The organism is Flagellimonas marina, assembly GCF_042651185.1.
GTDB classification, from domain to species: Bacteria; Bacteroidota; Bacteroidia; order Flavobacteriales; family Flavobacteriaceae; genus Flagellimonas; species Flagellimonas marina.
This window is the reverse complement of record NZ_JBHSCL010000004.1, coordinates 1-16,520: the sequence shown is the minus strand read 5'-3', so window position 1 is coordinate 16,520 and position 16,520 is coordinate 1. Positions and strand designations below refer to the sequence as shown.

The 16,520-nt window shown below is 40.1% G+C and carries 11 protein-coding genes and 1 tRNA gene; 3 read left to right on the top strand and 9 right to left on the bottom strand.

Annotated elements, in window-relative coordinates:
- Nucleotides 1–39: 39 nt before the first annotated feature.
- The 9 genes from ACFOWS_RS03585 to nhaD all read right to left on the bottom strand — a co-directional run bounded on the left by ACFOWS_RS03585 (nucleotide 40) and on the right by nhaD (nucleotide 8,676).
- A complete protein-coding gene (locus ACFOWS_RS03585; protein WP_379762611.1) occupies nucleotides 40–879 on the bottom strand; it encodes a CPBP family intramembrane glutamic endopeptidase in 840 nt (279 codons plus the stop codon).
- Nucleotides 880–924: 45 nt separating this feature from the next.
- Entirely contained in the window at nucleotides 925–2,136 is a 1,212-nt protein-coding gene (locus tag ACFOWS_RS03580) for a serine hydrolase domain-containing protein (protein ID WP_379762610.1), read from the bottom strand.
- 407 nt (nucleotides 2,137–2,543) lie between these two features.
- Complete coding sequence (locus ACFOWS_RS03575; protein WP_379762609.1) at nucleotides 2,544–3,566, bottom strand: helix-turn-helix domain-containing protein; 1,023 nt, start codon at nucleotides 3,564–3,566, stop codon at nucleotides 2,544–2,546.
- A gap of 328 nt (nucleotides 3,567–3,894) precedes the next feature.
- Nucleotides 3,895–3,969: transfer RNA gene (locus tag ACFOWS_RS03570), tRNA-Val, on the bottom strand.
- Nucleotides 3,970–4,042: 73 nt separating this feature from the next.
- On the bottom strand, nucleotides 4,043–5,254 hold the full coding sequence (locus tag ACFOWS_RS03565) for a bifunctional folylpolyglutamate synthase/dihydrofolate synthase (RefSeq protein WP_379762608.1): 1,212 nt from the start codon (nucleotides 5,252–5,254) through the stop codon (nucleotides 4,043–4,045).
- Nucleotides 5,254–6,144: an energy transducer TonB gene (locus tag ACFOWS_RS03560; protein ID WP_379762607.1), complete on the bottom strand. Its 891-nt coding sequence runs from the start codon at nucleotides 6,142–6,144 to the stop codon at nucleotides 5,254–5,256. The genes ACFOWS_RS03565 and ACFOWS_RS03560 overlap by 1 nt, the downstream gene beginning before the upstream one ends.
- The gene (locus ACFOWS_RS03555) at nucleotides 6,144–6,530 is read right to left on the bottom strand and encodes an ExbD/TolR family protein (RefSeq protein WP_366590909.1); all 387 of its coding nucleotides are present in this window, start codon (nucleotides 6,528–6,530) and stop codon (nucleotides 6,144–6,146) included. Before ACFOWS_RS03555 ends, ACFOWS_RS03560 begins: the two co-directional genes overlap by 1 nt.
- Before the next feature lie 10 nt (nucleotides 6,531–6,540).
- On the bottom strand, nucleotides 6,541–7,233 hold the full coding sequence (locus tag ACFOWS_RS03550; RefSeq protein WP_366590910.1) for a MotA/TolQ/ExbB proton channel family protein: 693 nt from the start codon (nucleotides 7,231–7,233) through the stop codon (nucleotides 6,541–6,543).
- A 57-nt stretch (nucleotides 7,234–7,290) separates the two neighbouring features.
- Nucleotides 7,291–8,676 (bottom strand): sodium:proton antiporter NhaD, encoded by a 1,386-nt coding sequence (gene nhaD / locus ACFOWS_RS03545; RefSeq protein WP_379762606.1) that lies wholly within the window; start codon nucleotides 8,674–8,676, stop codon nucleotides 7,291–7,293.
- Between the two features lie 234 nt (nucleotides 8,677–8,910).
- Here nhaD and ACFOWS_RS03540 point away from each other — a divergent pair, with 234 nt between their 5' ends.
- The 3 genes from ACFOWS_RS03540 (at nucleotide 8,911) to ACFOWS_RS03530 (ending at nucleotide 16,349) form a co-directional block, all read left to right on the top strand.
- Complete coding sequence (locus ACFOWS_RS03540; protein WP_379762605.1) at nucleotides 8,911–10,053, top strand: acyl-CoA dehydrogenase; 1,143 nt, start codon at nucleotides 8,911–8,913, stop codon at nucleotides 10,051–10,053.
- A 315-nt stretch (nucleotides 10,054–10,368) separates the two neighbouring features.
- A complete protein-coding gene (gene gltB, locus ACFOWS_RS03535; protein WP_379764467.1) occupies nucleotides 10,369–14,874 on the top strand; it encodes a glutamate synthase large subunit in 4,506 nt (1,501 codons plus the stop codon).
- Between the two features lie 8 nt (nucleotides 14,875–14,882).
- Complete coding sequence (locus ACFOWS_RS03530) at nucleotides 14,883–16,349, top strand: glutamate synthase subunit beta (protein ID WP_379762604.1); 1,467 nt, start codon at nucleotides 14,883–14,885, stop codon at nucleotides 16,347–16,349.
- The last annotated feature ends 171 nt before the right edge of the window (nucleotides 16,350–16,520 follow it).

The window sequence follows — 16,520 nt, the reverse complement described above, 5'->3', positions numbered from 1 at the left end:
TTTGGCATAATAGGACTTGCTAACTCGAATTTTACAAGCTCACAGACTTTCACCCGCCTTATACTGATGTATTTTGGTATTTCTTCTTGAGAGTACAATAGTCAAAATGATTATTAATAAAACTTGAATTGAAAGCAGTTTCAAATCTTTAAAAACATCTGCCCCAAGAAAGCCATGTGTGAAATTCATTCCTCCATGAAGTAAAATGGCCAAGAGAACACTTCCATTGGTTTTATTGTATAACCAAGAGAATACCAATCCCATTGAAGTCATCAAAGGAATGTAAAACCAAATGGGCATTGAGCCTACCGCTTTAGGTAAAAAAATGAATAGGGGCAAATGCCATATGCTCCATATAAATCCAATTATGAGACCAGAGACATTGGGACTGTATTTATTCTGTAGTAATTCTTGAGCGTAACCTCTCCATCCCAGTTCCTCAGCAATTGGACCACCTAGCAAGGTATTGATCAAATAGAAAACAGGAAGTAACAACAGTGCTAAACCAAAATCCCCATTATCTATTCCCATTCCTTCTAAAACCACTGCAATATCAAGTAAATTACCTCCTAGAATAACATAAACATTGACAGAAACCAATCCTATGATTAGAAGTCCAAAAATTGCGAATAGGTAATATTTAACATTCACTCTCCAGATGAGTAATTTTTTAAGCAGCTTCTTTAGCCCAACCTTCCCTGAATTTACCAATGTTAACAGGATTGCTGCAATGGTTGGTCCCCAAGCACCGGGAAGGACCCAAAATTCATTTATCTCTTCCGAGATATACAAAGGGCTCCAAAGACTCCATGAAATTAAAATTGTAAGTCCAAAATACCCATAGATATTTACCAAGACATTATCTTTTACTTTATTCATCTCAAATCTTTACTTGTTGTTAACTTTTATCTATTTCCGATAGGTTTACTTAAATGCCTTTAAAAGGTAGTCTTCGAGTAAGGATGTGACTTGATACATAGTTTGAGAACCGTAATTTTCTCCGGTAAAAGAAATTACAGCATTTAAACTTGGAAATACATAAATGAATTGACCACCATTACCCGCCGCAAAAAAGCTGTCCATAGATTGTCCGTTTACTTTAAATTCTTTCATCCACCATTGATAACCATATCCATCCGTAAACCCTAAATCTAAATGGACAGCACTGGTTATAGATTTTTCAATCCAATCGGATGATATTAGTTGTTTTCCATTCCATCTACCTTCATCTAAATAGAGCTGGCCAAGTTTTGTCATATCTCTTCCTGAAATAAATAAACAACATCCGGTCATTGCCCTATTAGCTGGACTAAAAAGCCAGTAAGTTGTACCAAATTGCATAGGTCCAAAAAGGTATTCTTGTGCAAAGTCTGGAATACTTTTACTGGATTTACTACTAATAGCGGCTCCCAGGGCATGAGAAGCCATGGTAGAATAAACAAAAGTATTACCAGGCTCTGAAGACATGGGCAAGTCTAACAGGCCTTTTACAAAATCTGAGTAATTACGGTATATAAAAAATAGGGTGTTTTGATCACTTTCTATCGGATAGTCCCACTCGTTATATTGCCAACCATGTTGCATGGTTAAGACATTTTCTAAGGTGATATCATTTTTACTATCACTCCAGTTTTCAAAACTACCGTATTCAGGGAATAAGGTGTAAAAACCTGTCTCAATTGAGTTTATATAGCCCTTGTCAATTGCAATGCCCATAAGTGCTGAAGTAAAACTTTTTGTAGCTGATTGCATTGTATGGATGTTCAAGTTCGTGTTGCGTACTGCAGCATCATTATTATCCAAAGTTGTTCGAAATAGTTCATCAACGATTAACTTACCATCACGAGATACTAAAACGGAAGAAATTTTCACGAAGTTGCCATCAACGATTTTTGAGATAGCTTCCTCTAACAAAATCTTATCGATTGCAACATCTTCAACACTTGCAATTGACCAACCATCTTGTTTTTCTTCAGGAATAGAATAGTTATAAGAAGAATTTTCTGAATTAGATGGTTGATCATCAATGGACGATTGTGGGTTATCATCTTTATTGCATCCAATAGAAGTCAAGATTAAACCCAACATGGTTAATATGCTTGTTACTCTTAAAAAATCACTGACTTTAATACTCATATTCTTTTTACAATGCATGGATTAGTTCTATTCAATTGTAACGGCCGCGATTTCTTCACATAACCACGGAGTACACTGTTTTTTTCACTCAATGTCATTAAACCTATTTCCTCATTAATTGCACCCCTCGGAGTGTTTTTCTACTACTTCTTAGTTGCAAGGTTTCGGATTAATCTAAGGCTAAACCTCCAAGAGCATTAAGAGTGGCAATTGTTACAACTTATACACTTGGTGGTTAAATTGGTATGCAAGCATCAATTAATGGTGTTAACGTAAATAATTAGCTTAGTTTGAATTTCATGGCAGCTAACTTAATTTTTGAAGTTCAAAAAAAACCAATAAAATGGCAGTAATGGTTTTGAAGTGTAATTCAGAACCAAAAAATGCATTAAGCATTCACGAAATAGTTAACTGTGCCTTAATCGATATTCAGAAGGTGTTTGGCCTTCTTTCTTTTTAAAAGAATTATTGAAAGCAGATTTAGAATTAAAACCAACCTCAAAATATATCTCCTTTATACTTAATGAAGTCTCTTTAAGAAAAATTTTTGCCTCCTCAATTCTAAAATCATTGATCCACACATTTAAATTTTTACCGAAAGCTGAATTGATAATTTTTGAAATTAAGTTAGTGTTTAGTCCAGTAGCATCAGAAATAATGTGACGATTAAGTTTAGGGTCCTTATAGGCCTTTTTTGTTTTGACAAATTCCAAGATTAGATTTAGTTCTTGGATATTAATGCCCGCTTTAGATGAATTTAAAATCCGAATTTGTACTCCAGAGAATAATTGAGGATTTGTAACGATTTGCTTAATGGTCATTAACATAAAAAGACAACAAGAAACGTTTTGCAACATGGTAAACAAATAAGCAGTTTCAATTGCTGAAACCCGATTGAAATTTATCCATAATGATTCCATAATTTGTAACAACACCAGTACTCCAAAACCAACACCTAAACATATAGACCATGAATTATTCCTATCAAATTCTTTTTTATTGTTTTCAATTACTGAAAGACTAAATAAAAAATATACTATTAATATACTGGTGTAATAAAGACTATATGCCCATTGAGGAAAAATATAATCTGAATATAGATTCATATACCATATAAAAAGCAATATCAGTTCATATAAAAAAATATGGTAACCTACGCCTTTTGTTTTTAATCCGTAAAGATTCATTGTATAGGAATATAAAGAAGGACCATATATTATGACCATAGAAACTGTAACTATTGAAAATGTGTAAACTGAAATTAAACTTTTGATTAGCAATTGCTCAGCCAAAAGATGTATGAGTAAGGCGTTAAGTAGAAGTATTAAAGATTTATTTTTCTCTGTTCTTTTTGCTGGAAGTGAAAAAAGTATGAAAAGTAAAATTAAATCAATAGAAATTGTAAAGACGTTTACTATGTTAAACCACATTATAAATTTTGTTTTTCCTTTAGTGCATTACTATCGCTTATTTGAACTTTTTTAAATGTAGTAAATTTCTATTTCTCAAAAATTGGGTTTTCAGTGAAAGGGGAGTAAAACAGTCAATCGGGCCATATGAATTTAACTTCAAAATGGGGGTGAAAAAGGGTATATATGGTAAACTTTTTAAGTGTACGGAAAAAGTAAACTCTTTAGAATCAGTGAACTTGTTTAAGATTGAAAGTTCAATAAAACGGTGCTTTAAAAAAACAAAACCCATTCAAGTAAACTTGATGGGTTTTTAAATCTTAAAATCACAAACTAGTTGTGAGTGTCGTGGGCGCGAAGGGATTCGAACCCCTGACCCCCTGGGTGTAAACCAGGTGCTCTGAACCAACTGAGCTACGCGCCCTATTCCATTTTCTCAAATGGAGTGCAAATATAGCATCCTTTTTCTGATACAAAAAAGAAAAAATCGAAAAAAATCACACTATTTCTGCCACAACAAATGTGCTGCCCCCAACATAGACAAAATCATTGTTCTTAGCATTGGCCAAAGCTGCTTTTAATCCCGCATCCACCGAGGTGAAATTTTCACCCTCGATTCCCTGTGATTTAGCTAATTCCGATAGTTTCCCCACATCCATTCCCCTGGGAATATTGGGCTTTACAAAGTAATAGTTGGCTTCTTTTGGAAATAGTTCCAAAACACCCTTTACATCTTTGTCATTTACAAAACCCAACACCATGTGAAGCTGCTCATACCTTTGCTTGGCGATTTGCTTCAACACATAGTGTAATCCCTCTTTATTGTGGGCCGTGTCACATACCACCATTGGTTTTTCTTGTAAAACCTGCCATCTGCCCATCAAGCCTGTATTTGAAATTACTTTTTGCAATCCCTCTGTAATTGCCTTTTCAGTGACATTAAAAGCCCCTAACTGTTGAATTGCGGCAACAACCCCTCTAACATTCTGCTTTTGGTATTCACCAAGCAAATCAGTTTTATAGTTGCGCTCCTGCAGTGTGTCTGCAAAAATTATCTCTGATTGAAGTTGATGGGCAATCAAAGTGAAGATCATTTCCGTTTCCGGCTGGCGCTCACTGATGACCACAGGAACCCTTGGTTTAATGATTCCCGCCTTTTCCAAGGCTATTTTCTCTATGGTGTCACCCAAAATATGGGTATGGTCCAATCCAATATTAGTAATAAGGGAAACTTCAGGAATAATAATGTTTGTAGAATCGAGTCGTCCACCCAGACCCACTTCTATGATAGCTATGTCTACCTTTTCTTCAGCAAAATAGGAAAAGGCCATCCCGACAGTCATTTCAAAAAATGACAATTTCTTATATTCCAAAAAGGATTTGTGTTTGGAGATAAAATCAATCACAAACTTTTCACTGGCCATTTGACCATTGATTTTAATCCGTTCCCGAAAATCCTTTAAATGAGGAGAGGTGTATAGTCCCACTTTGTACCCCGCTTCTTGTAGTATTGAAGCGAGCATATGACTGCATGAACCCTTTCCATTGGTTCCTGCAACATGAATAGTTTTAAATTTCCTTTCGGGATTTTCCAGCAAACTACAGAACTCGATGATATTATCCATCTTGGCGTTCAGGGCCACAATACCCTTTTGCTGGTACATGGGAAGTTGCGAGAACATCCACTCCAGGGTCTCCTTGTAGGTCACTATTGCCCCAGTTTAAAGTTGACTACCACAAAACCTATCTGTTGTGCGGGTGCATTGGAATCTGTATTCCATCGATGGCTAAGTGCTGTTTTCCGTGCGGGGTCCAAAAGACATGGAGCTGTATTCGTCGTTCCTTTGACACCGGGTTCTGCTTTTATGACTTTCCCAGACCTATCTACTGTTATCCTGACCACAACACGACCTTCTTCATTACATTCTTGGCGCACCGCATTACTATTGACCAAAGACCTACCATTGAGGCCATAACCACCTCCTCCACTCCCACTTCCAGGAGCTCCATAATAGCTTGTGGCATAAGGATCACCATCGGGTTGCCCCTTATCTCCTGCCCTGTTATCATCGCCTTCGCTACCAGTGGTTGTTCCATCAGACTGACCAATTCCACCGATAAGTGCGTCCAAGTTTTTCTTTTTCGCCTCTTGTTCCTGACGTTTTTTCTCTTCAGCCTCTCTTTTTTCACGCTCAATGCGCTCTGCTTCTTCTTTGGCTTTCTTGGCCGCTTCATCTGCTTTGCGTTTGGCTTCTTGTTGCTGTTTTATTCGGATGGATTCCTCATTGTCACTGGTCAGTACTTTTTCCACAGGTTCAGGTTCTTCTTGAACCGTTTCTTCCTGTGGCTCTGGCTCTACTTGTTGAACTTCTTCAACGGGTTCTGACTCCACTTTTTGGGGCTCTGATCGTACCTTTTCCTTGGGTTGAACTTCGCCACTACCAAAGTCCATGGTGCCAAAGTTAACCGCAATACCGTTTTCTATGGGTGGGTCCATATAAGTGAGTCCTATATAAAAAAGCAATAGGAGCAATACGCTCAAGAGAAGAGTAGTGAGCGTGAATGATTTTTTCTTGTGTCTCGTATCTAAAAACGCCATTATTTTGGCCGCACAGCCAAGATGACCTTGTAGTTGTTCCTATTGGCGATATCCATAACGTTGACCGCTTCTTTTATGGCAACGCTTTCTTCCGCACGTAGGATAATAGTCGGCTTGTCTTGACCTTCAAGTGCCTTTTTTAATTCAATTTCAATGTATTCCTTGTTAATCTGCTCGTTGTTCACAAAATAGTTAAGGTCCTTGTTGATGGTAACCGAAACATTCTGCGTATTGGTAGACTTGCCCTTTGCCTTTGGCAATAGCAAATCCAGGGCGTTGGGCGCATTGGATGTCAACATGAAAAACACCAGCAACAGAAATACAATATCCGTCATGGACGACATACTGAATTCTGGACTGACCTTATTTCTTCCTTTCAATTTCATATTGGGACCTCTATATAGGTTCGTTCAACAAATCCAAAAACTCAACGGCGTTGGCTTCCATTTTGTGGACCACCTTATCGGTTCTATTCACTAAGTGGTTGTATCCGATGTAGGCAATAATACCTACCACCAAACCGGCTACCGTTGTGGTCATGGCAGTATAAATACCAGATGCCAACAACCCCATTTCAGCTTGCCCACCACTACTTGCCATTTGATGGAAAGCCAAAATCATACCAATTACGGTTCCCAAGAAACCAATCATGGGAGCAGCGCCGGCCACAGTGGCCAGGACACTGACATTTTTCTCCAGTTTGTAAACTTCCAATGTTCCTGCGTTCTCAATGGCCGTGGTGATGTCATCCAAAGGTTTCCCAATTCTCGACACTCCTTTTTCGGTCAATCGAGCTACGGGTGAATCTGTTTGGGCACAGAGGATTTTGGCCGCGTCCAACTTGCCGTTCATGATGTGATCACGAATCTGGTTCATGAAGTTTTTGTCGATTTTTGAAGCTGCCTTAATGGCAAAAATCCGTTCAAAATAAATGTAGAGTGCTACAAACAAAAGGACAAAAAGCACCAAGATTATTACGATGCTCCCTGTACCTCCATTAACGATAAGGTCTATTACGGAAAGTGTCTTTTCTTCTGAAATAGAGGCTCCTGCCTCAACACCTTCAGCTACTTCTTGAAAAATATTCATATAAAATCCCCAATTTATTATGCAATAATAACGGAGATTTTTGAGCTAAAGTATTTTTTAGAACAAATATCGCATCATCATGTAACAAATAGCTCCAGAAAGGAACCCGATGAAAGCCAACCAACCTATCTTTCTAAGGTACCAGAAAAAGTCTATCTTCTCCATTCCCATGGCAACAACTCCAGCGGCAGAACCAATAATCAGCATACTTCCGCCAGTACCAGCCGAGTATGCGATAAAGTGCCATAGCTGATCATCCATAGGTTCGGAGAACATCCCCAAACTGGCTGCAACCAAAGGAACATTATCAATAACCGCGGATCCTACACCCAATAAAAGCACCACTAGGTCTGAGATTTGCGTGCCTGGCATTTCAGTGCCCATTAACGGCATTCCCTGCTTAAGTCCTTCGGCGAAGTTGAAAAGCAATCCCAAAGATTCCAAAGCCGCTACAGCCATTAAAATTCCAAGGAAAAAAAGGATACTTGGTAATTCTATCTTGGTCAAAGCACTGTGCACAGGGCTGTGATGAGCTGCCTCATCACTTTCTTGATCAACAGAGGATATAGCAATCTTGGAGTTACTGTATATTTCGGCAAAGGTGGCGACTATTGCCAAAGAAAGCATCATTCCAACATAAGGCGGCAAATGGGTTACTGTTTTAAAAACAGGAACAAATACGATGGCCCCAAGGCCTAAATACAACATGGTGGGACCAAATTTGGATTTTGGCTGCTCTTCATCCTCTACATCTATCTCTCCCTTAAAGGCCGGAAGGAAAGATGCAATGAAGGATGGAATTACCATACATACCAAAGATGGGACCAATAGATGCTCTATAAGCATGGCCGTGGAAACTTTATTGCCAATCCAAAGCATGGTAGTGGTCACATCTCCAATAGGTGACCAAGCGCCCCCCGCGTTTGCCGCAATAATGATCAAACCTGCATACCAAAGTCTTGTATCCCTGTCCTTTACAATTTTCTGAAGGATGGAAATCAAAACGATTGTTGCGGTAAGGTTATCTATGATTGCAGAAAGAATGAAAGCTAAAAAAGAAAAAATCCAAAGGATTTTCTTCTTGCTCCGCGTCTTTATAAAGGTCTTTATGGTAGCAAAACCATCAAAATAATCAATGATCTCTACGATGGTCATGGCTCCCAGAAGAAAAACCAGAATCTCAGAGGTCTTCCCCAGATGGTGAAGTAAGGTCTCTTCTAGAAGGTGTGATTTCTCTTCATGTCCTAAGGCACCAAAATTATCTAAAAGCGCATGTGCACCCGAATCAAACCATGTGGTGAAACCATCAATTCCAAAGGCCATTAATGCCCACATAATGGCCATCATGGCCAGTGCGGGAATAAGTTTATCTATTTTTAGATTATGTTCGAGTGTTATTGCCAAATATCCAATGACAAAAATGACAATCAGAAGGGTCTCCATGTTAAGCTTGGTTTATTTTTGTAAAAATTTTGAAGTAGTTCTCAATTGCGCTAAAGATATTCAAAATGAGTTTTTCCGCATAATCTTCAGTTAATAAATTATTGTGAAAAAGTAAAGTTGCCTCATAAGGCCTTCAAAAAATATTGAATCATTCTCATTCATCAGTATACTTTTATGTAAAATTGGCATTATAACACTATATTTGCGCTATATTTTTGGTTATTTTTCAGTTTTATGGATTTCACACTTTCCGAAGAGCAATTAATGATTCAACAGGCGGCAAGGGATTTTGCCAATAACGAACTACTACCCGGAGTAATTGAACGGGATGAAACCCAAAAATTCCCCTTTGAATTGGTCAAAAAAATGGGGGAGCTCGGCTTTATGGGCATGATGGTAAGCGAAAAATATAACGGCAGTGGATTGGATACCCTTTCTTATGTATTGGCCATGGAAGAGCTCTCCAAAGTCGATGCATCCGCTTCGGTTATGGTCTCTGTGAACAACTCATTGGTATGTTGGGGACTGCAAACTTTTGGAACAGAAGCCCAGAAAGAAAAATACCTGACTCGCTTGGCAACCGGTGAAATCATTGGGGCGTTTTGTCTCTCCGAACCAGAAGCGGGTAGTGACGCAACCTCCCAAAAGACAACTGCCCTAGACAAAGGCGACCATTACATCTTGAATGGAACCAAGAATTGGATAACCAACGGCAGTAGCGCGGAAGTCTATTTGGTCATTGCCCAAACCGATATAGAAAAAGGACATAAGGGCATAAACGCCCTTATTGTGGAAAAAGGGATGGATGGTTTTGAGGTGGGACCCAAGGAAAACAAGCTGGGCATTCGTGGAAGCGACACCCACTCTCTAATTTTCAATGATGTAAAAGTTCCAAAGGAAAACCGCATCGGAGAAGACGGTTTTGGATTTAAATTCGCCATGAAAACCTTGGCAGGAGGTAGAATTGGGATTGCTGCACAAGCCCTCGGAATTGCTGCCGGAGCCTATGAGCTCTCCTTAAAATATTCCAAAGAACGAAAGACATTTGGAACCGAAATAGCCAACCACCAGGCCATTGCCTTTAAATTAGCCGATATGCATACCAAAATACAAGCTGCACGAAATTTAGTATACCAAGCGGCGTGCGATAAAGATTCAGGCAAGGACTATACGCTTTCTGGTGCAATGGCTAAATTATACGCCTCAGAAGTGGCTATGGAGACCAGTGTTGAAGCAGTTCAAATACATGGTGGAAATGGATTTGTAAAAGACTATCATGTAGAGCGGTTAATGCGCGATGCCAAAATCACACAGATTTATGAAGGCACTTCAGAGATTCAAAAAATTGTTATTTCTAGAAGTGTTTTGAAAGACTAAAAATTCACACTCCGACACAACCCCCTAAAAAAGGGGGTTTAAGTTACATTTATTAAACTTTTTTCGGATTAATCCCCAAAATACTATGTTATTTTTATCTCAAAGAAAACTATTTTAGCAGCACCCCTTCTTTTGGGATGGGTTACAACATATTTATAACTTCACTTTGAGATAATCATAATTTAACATTGGTGAAATTCTGATATTGCATATTTTTTAACCCTTCAATCATTACGTTGATTTTTTATTGGACATTGCCTAAAAACCCTGTATTTTATTCATCAGATTTGATATTTTTGAAGAAATACCATAATGATGAAATTGGAAAAGCAAGGTTTATATCTACCCGAGTTTGAGCACGATAACTGTGGTGCAGGCTTCATTTGCAGCCTAAAAGGAAAAAAATCCAATGATATTATCCACAAAGCCCTCGAGATTTTGGATAAGTTGGAACATCGTGGAGCCGTAAGTGCAGATGGTAAAACAGGTGATGGTGCCGGTATTTTGATTGATATCCCCCATAACTTTTTTGTGGAAGTCTGCAAATTTACCTTGCCCGAAGCCGGTGACTATGCGGTGGGAAATGTATTTCTTCCCCAAAAAGAAAACCAAAGGGATTTTTGTATCTCCGTTCTCGAAGAAAATATTGCCAAACAAGGACTTCAGCTTCTGGGTTGGCGAGATGTTCCTGTAAATCGTTCCGTGCCGGGAAGTATTGCAGCGCAAACCGAACCCTACGTAAAACAGGTTTTTATTGCCAAGGGTGAGTCTTTGGACGACTTCCAGTTCAACCTAAAACTTTTCATCGCTAGAAAAATTACAGAGCATACCATCATAAATAGTAAGCTGTCCCAAAGTAAATTTTTCTATTTACCTAGTCTTTCCACCAAGATCATCATTTTTAAAGGTCTGTTGATGCCAAAGGATATCAGCAGATATTACGAGGACCTTTTGGACCCTAGGGTAGTTACCCGATTGTCTTTGGTGCACCAAAGGTTTTCCACCAATACCTTCCCTACCTGGGATTTGGCCCAACCGTTCAGGTACATGTGCCACAATGGGGAAATTAACACCTTACGGGGAAATGTTTCCCGTATGCGCTCTCGCGAAGAACTTATGGAAAGTGACTGGTTTGGGGAGGATATTAAAAAAATATTGCCCGTAGTACTGCCAGGGAAATCCGATTCCGCCAGTATGGACATGGTTGTGGAATTGTTGTTGATGACCGGCCGTTCACTACCAGAGATAATGATGATGCTGGTTCCTGAAGCTTGGGAAAAGAATGAAGAAATGTCTGAATCCAAGAAGGCATTCTACGAATATAACTCTTGTTTAATGGAACCTTGGGATGGTCCAGCTTCCATTCCGTTTACCGATGGAAATTACATTGGTGCCGTATTAGACCGAAACGGACTGCGTCCATCAAGATACTCAGTGACCAAAAAAGGGTATGTGATCATGTCTTCTGAAACCGGGGTTTTGGAGCTTGATCCTGAAGATATTGAATTCCACGGGCGATTGGAGCCCGGAAAAATGTTCTTGGTGAACATGGAGGAAGGCCGAATCATTAATGATGAAGAAATCAAAGAGGCCATCGCCAAAAAACATCCGTATCAGAAATGGTTGAAGGATAACTTGGTACACCTTCGTGATATACCTTATAATGATTGCCCTGTTTTCTATGGTGAATTTCCACTAGACACCCGAAGGGCAGCTTTTGGGTATACCTTGGAAGACATCAATACCATTATCATGCCCATGGCCGAAAAAGGTAAAGAACCTATCGGTTCCATGGGGTCAGACACACCAATTGCAGTATTATCTGAACGTCCTCAACTTATATACAATTACTTTAAACAACTGTTCGCTCAGGTAACCAATCCACCGTTGGATGGTATCCGTGAAGAGTTGATTACCGATATTAGCCTAACCCTTGGGAGCGACCAAAACATTTTTGATATCAATGAGCTTCATTGTAGAAAGCTAAAGATTCAAAATCCGGTAATTTCCAAAGAGGATTTGGATAAAATCAAGAATTACGATTCCAGCCCCGATTACAAAGTAGTCTCCATTTCCATGTTATATGAAGTAGGAAAAGGACACAATGGACTGGAGGAGGCTTTAGACTCCATTCTTCAACAAGCGTTTGATGCGATTGATGAGGGAGCCAATATTATTATCCTTTCAGACAGAATGGTGAGCACCGAAATGGCCGCAATACCCGCCTTGTTGGCCTGTTCCTATGTGAACAGTGGTTTGCGCAAGATGGGGAAACGTTCAAAATTGAGCATCATCATTGAATCTGCCGAACCACGCGAAGTACACCATTTCGCCTTATTGTTTGGATTTGGCGCAAGCGCCATCAATCCCTATTTGGTGAATGAAATCATCGGGGAGCAGATAAAAGAGAACAACATTACAGAATACACTTTTGAGGAAGCCATAAAAAATTACAACAAGGCCATTGGCAAGGGCATCCTAAAAGTGATGAACAAAATTGGGATTTCCACTTTGAACTCATACCGGGGATCTCAACTATTCGAATGCATTGGCATCAACACCAAAGTAGTGGACACATATTTCCCCAATACACCAACACGTATTCAGGGAATTGGCTTGTACGAAATTGAGAAGGAAATAGCCAAGCGTCACAAAAAAGCATTCACAACCCAGGAATTAGCAGCCAATCTGGATATTGAGATTGGTGGTGAGTATCGTTGGAGAAGAAATGGCGAAAAGCACATGTTCAATCCATTAAGTATTGCCAAACTTCAAAAATCGGTACGCAATAACGAGCCGGATACTTATAAGGAGTATTCCCAATTGGTTAATGAGCAGTCTAAAAACTTAATGACAATCCGTGGATTGTTCGAATTTTCGAACTATGACCCCATTCCACTTGAAGAAGTTGAGCCTTGGACCGAAATCGTAAAACGGTTCAAGACGGGCGCCATGTCCTACGGTAGTATCAGTAAGGAGGCACATGAAAATCTAGCGATTGCCATGAACCGAATTGGAGGAAAGAGCAATTCAGGTGAAGGAGGTGAGGATCCGGTTCGTTTTTATAGAAGCCAGACAGGTGATTGGAAAAACAGTGCCATCAAACAGGTGGCATCAGGTAGATTTGGGGTTACTTCCAATTACCTAACCAATGCCCAAGAAATACAAATAAAAATGGCTCAGGGTGCCAAACCCGGGGAAGGTGGACAATTGCCTGGACCTAAAGTGAACCCAGCCATTGCAAAGACCAGAAATTCAACCCCTTATGTAGGTTTGATTTCCCCTCCGCCCCACCACGATATTTACTCCATTGAGGATTTATCCCAGTTGATCTACGACTTGAAGTCAGCCAATAGAGAGGCGCGGGTGAATGTAAAACTAGTTTCAGAAGTAGGGGTAGGAACCGTTGCTGCCGGGGTATCCAAAGCAAAAGCGGATGTTATCCTAATCTCTGGTTTTGATGGCGGAACGGGAGCATCACCTCTCACCTCTTTGAAACACGCCGGACTTCCATGGGAGTTGGGAATCGCAGAGGCTCAACAGACTTTGGTGCTCAACGATTTGAGAAACCGGGTGGTATTGGAATGTGATGGACAATTAAAAACAGGAAGAGATGTGGCCGTAGCTTGCTTGCTAGGGGCCGAAGAATTTGGGTTTGCCACTGCACCATTAGTTGCTTCAGGCTGCATTATGATGCGTGTCTGTCACTTAAACACATGCCCTGTGGGTATTGCGACACAAAACCCAGAGTTGCGCAAAAAATTCCAGGGAAAACCGGAACACGTGGTCAACTACATGTACTTTGTAGCCCAAGAACTTCGTGAAATCATGGCAAAACTTGGCTTTAGAACCATCAACGAAATGGTGGGTCAAGTGCAAAAACTGGATAGAAACAAGGCCATTGAGCACTACAAGGCTGCTGGTATTGATTTAAGCCCCATTTTATATCAAATAGATGTCCCTGAAGGAACCAAATTCTATAATACGGTAAAGCAACAACACGACGTTGATAAATCCATCGAGTTTGAAATCATAGCCAAGGCACACCCGGCGTTGTTCAGAAAAGAAAAGACCTCCTTGGATTTCCCAATTCGCAATACAGATAGATCTGTGGGAGCCATCATCAGTAACGAGATTTCAAAGATTTATGGTGCAGAAGGCCTTCCGGACAATACACTTAAATTGAATTTTACAGGTTCGGCCGGACAGAGTTTTGGGGCATTTGCCACTAAAGGACTAACCATGATCGTGAACGGAAACACCAACGATTATTTGGGCAAAGGACTATCTGGAGCAAAATTGGTGATAAAAGTACCGTTTAAATCAACCTTTAAACCCGAAGAAAACATCATCATTGGTAATGTTGCACTTTATGGAGCTACTTCTGGTGAAGCATACATCAATGGTAAAGCCGGTGAGCGTTTCTGCGTTCGAAATTCAGGAGCTAAAGCTGTTGTTGAAGGTATCGGAGACCACGGTTGTGAATATATGACGGGTGGTGTGGCCGTTATTTTAGGCGGTGTAGGAAGAAACTTTGGTGCCGGAATGAGCGGTGGTATTGCCTATGTGCTAAACAAGGATGGTTCTTTTGAGAAACGTTGTAACGGGGAGGATTTGAATTTGCTCCCTGTTGAAGAAGATAATGATGTAAAGCAACTCAAAGAACTCATCGAAAACCATTACAACGCTACATTAAGTCCATTGGCGCAGGAAATTTTGGAAAAATGGGAAGAATACCTTCCAAAATTCATCAAAGTATTTCCAGAAGAATATCGTCAAGCACTCATCCGATTGGAACAAGAAAAAATGGAAACCTTATAATTTGAGAAATGGGAAAGATTACAGGATTTTTGGAATTTGACAGAAAGGACGAAGCTTACACCCCTGTCAAAGAACGTATCAAAAACTATAAGGAGTTTACTAAACCTCTTAAAGAGGCAGAATTAAAAAACCAAGGAGCCCGCTGCATGGACTGTGGTATTCCTTTTTGCCACAGTGGTTGCCCATTGGGCAATTTAATTCCGGATTTTAACGATGCCGTATATCAAGGAAAATGGGAAAAGGCGGCCAAAATATTGCACGCCACCAACAATTTCCCTGAGTTTACAGGTCGATTGTGCCCTGCTCCCTGCGAAGAAGCTTGCGTATTGGGCATAAACGAACCCCCTGTTACCATAGAGAACATTGAAAAGCAAATTGCCGAGACTGCTTTCAAAAATGGATGGATCAAGCCAGAACCTCCAACACAAAGAACGGGAAAAACAGTTGCCGTTATTGGTTCAGGACCCGCCGGTTTGGCAGCTGCCCAGCAGCTTAACAGAGCTGGACATGAAGTTACCGTTTTTGAGCGCGATGAAAAAGTCGGTGGTCTTTTGCGGTATGGCATTCCTGATTTTAAGATGGAAAAAAACGTCATCGATAGACGTATAGAGGTGATGGAAAAAGAAGGCATTCAATTCAAAACTGGAGTTCACATTGGAGTTGATGTCAGTGCAAAAGATTTGCAAAATGAATTTGATGCCCTTGTGCTATGTGGAGGGGCTACAGTTAGAAGAAATTTGCCCATTCCAGGGGCAGATTTAAAAGGAGTAACACAAGCCATGGACTTCTTGCCGCAAAACAACCGTAAGGTAGATGGTATTCCCTTTAAGGGCGAAGACATCTCTGCTAAAGGAAAGAAAGTGATTGTTATTGGTGGTGGGGATACCGGTTCTGACTGTATTGGAACCTCAATTAGACAAGGTGCAGTTTCGGTGACCAATTTTGAGATTATGCCTAAAGGAACACCAGAACGTCCTGAAGGACAGCCATGGCCTTTTTGGCCGATGCGATTGCGTACCAGTTCTTCACACAAAGAAGGTGCTGAGCGTGTTTTTAGCATTTCCACCAAAAAATTTGTGGGTGATGACAAGGGCAACCTTAAAGGTTTGATCACTTCTGAAGTTTTCTGGGAAACAGCTCCTGGCCAACGTCCAGTTTTAAAAGAAGTTGAAGGGACTGAGAAAGAATGGGAATGCGATTTGGCTCTGTTGGCTCTTGGATTTACAGGTTCAGAAACCTCAATTTCTGACCAATTGGGATTGGAAATGGATCCAAGAACCAATATCAAGGCATCAGCAGCAGATTATAAAACAAATGTACCTGGTGTTTTTGTAGCCGGTGATCAAAGAAGAGGTCAATCCCTGATTGTATGGGCCATTTCTGAAGGGAGACAGGCTGCACACCATGTAGACACGTATTTAATGGGAAAATCCGATTTGCCGCTTAAAGGTGATGGAGATCTACCAAGAGTATAAAGAGTAAATACCCAACCAAACCATTCTTATGGGAACTCTCCATGGATTCATTTCTGTGGAGAGTTTTTTATTTAGATTCTAAAGAAAATCTCATAATAAAAGATAGCGCATAAAAACAAAAAAAGCCCCTCACTAAAGTGAAGGGCTTTCAAGGAAGGCGGCTACCTACTC

What these genes read in the sequence shown, in the direction of transcription:
- ACFOWS_RS03585 (WP_379762611.1), bottom strand. Translation starts at nt 879, where the DNA reads ATGAATAAAGTAAAAGATAATGTCTTGGTAAATATCTATGGGTATTTT.
- ACFOWS_RS03580 (WP_379762610.1), bottom strand. Translation starts at nt 2,136, where the DNA reads ATGAGTATTAAAGTCAGTGATTTTTTAAGAGTAACAAGCATATTAACC.
- ACFOWS_RS03575 (WP_379762609.1), bottom strand. Translation starts at nt 3,566, where the DNA reads ATGTGGTTTAACATAGTAAACGTCTTTACAATTTCTATTGATTTAATT.
- ACFOWS_RS03560 (WP_379762607.1), bottom strand. Translation starts at nt 6,144, where the DNA reads ATGGCGTTTTTAGATACGAGACACAAGAAAAAATCATTCACGCTCACT.
- ACFOWS_RS03555 (WP_366590909.1), bottom strand. Translation starts at nt 6,530, where the DNA reads ATGAAATTGAAAGGAAGAAATAAGGTCAGTCCAGAATTCAGTATGTCG.
- ACFOWS_RS03550 (WP_366590910.1), bottom strand. Translation starts at nt 7,233, where the DNA reads ATGAATATTTTTCAAGAAGTAGCTGAAGGTGTTGAGGCAGGAGCCTCT.
- nhaD (WP_379762606.1), bottom strand. Translation starts at nt 8,676, where the DNA reads ATGGAGACCCTTCTGATTGTCATTTTTGTCATTGGATATTTGGCAATA.
- ACFOWS_RS03540 (WP_379762605.1), top strand. Translation starts at nt 8,911, where the DNA reads ATGGATTTCACACTTTCCGAAGAGCAATTAATGATTCAACAGGCGGCA.
- gltB (WP_379764467.1), top strand. Translation starts at nt 10,369, where the DNA reads ATGAAATTGGAAAAGCAAGGTTTATATCTACCCGAGTTTGAGCACGAT.
- ACFOWS_RS03530 (WP_379762604.1), top strand. Translation starts at nt 14,883, where the DNA reads ATGGGAAAGATTACAGGATTTTTGGAATTTGACAGAAAGGACGAAGCT.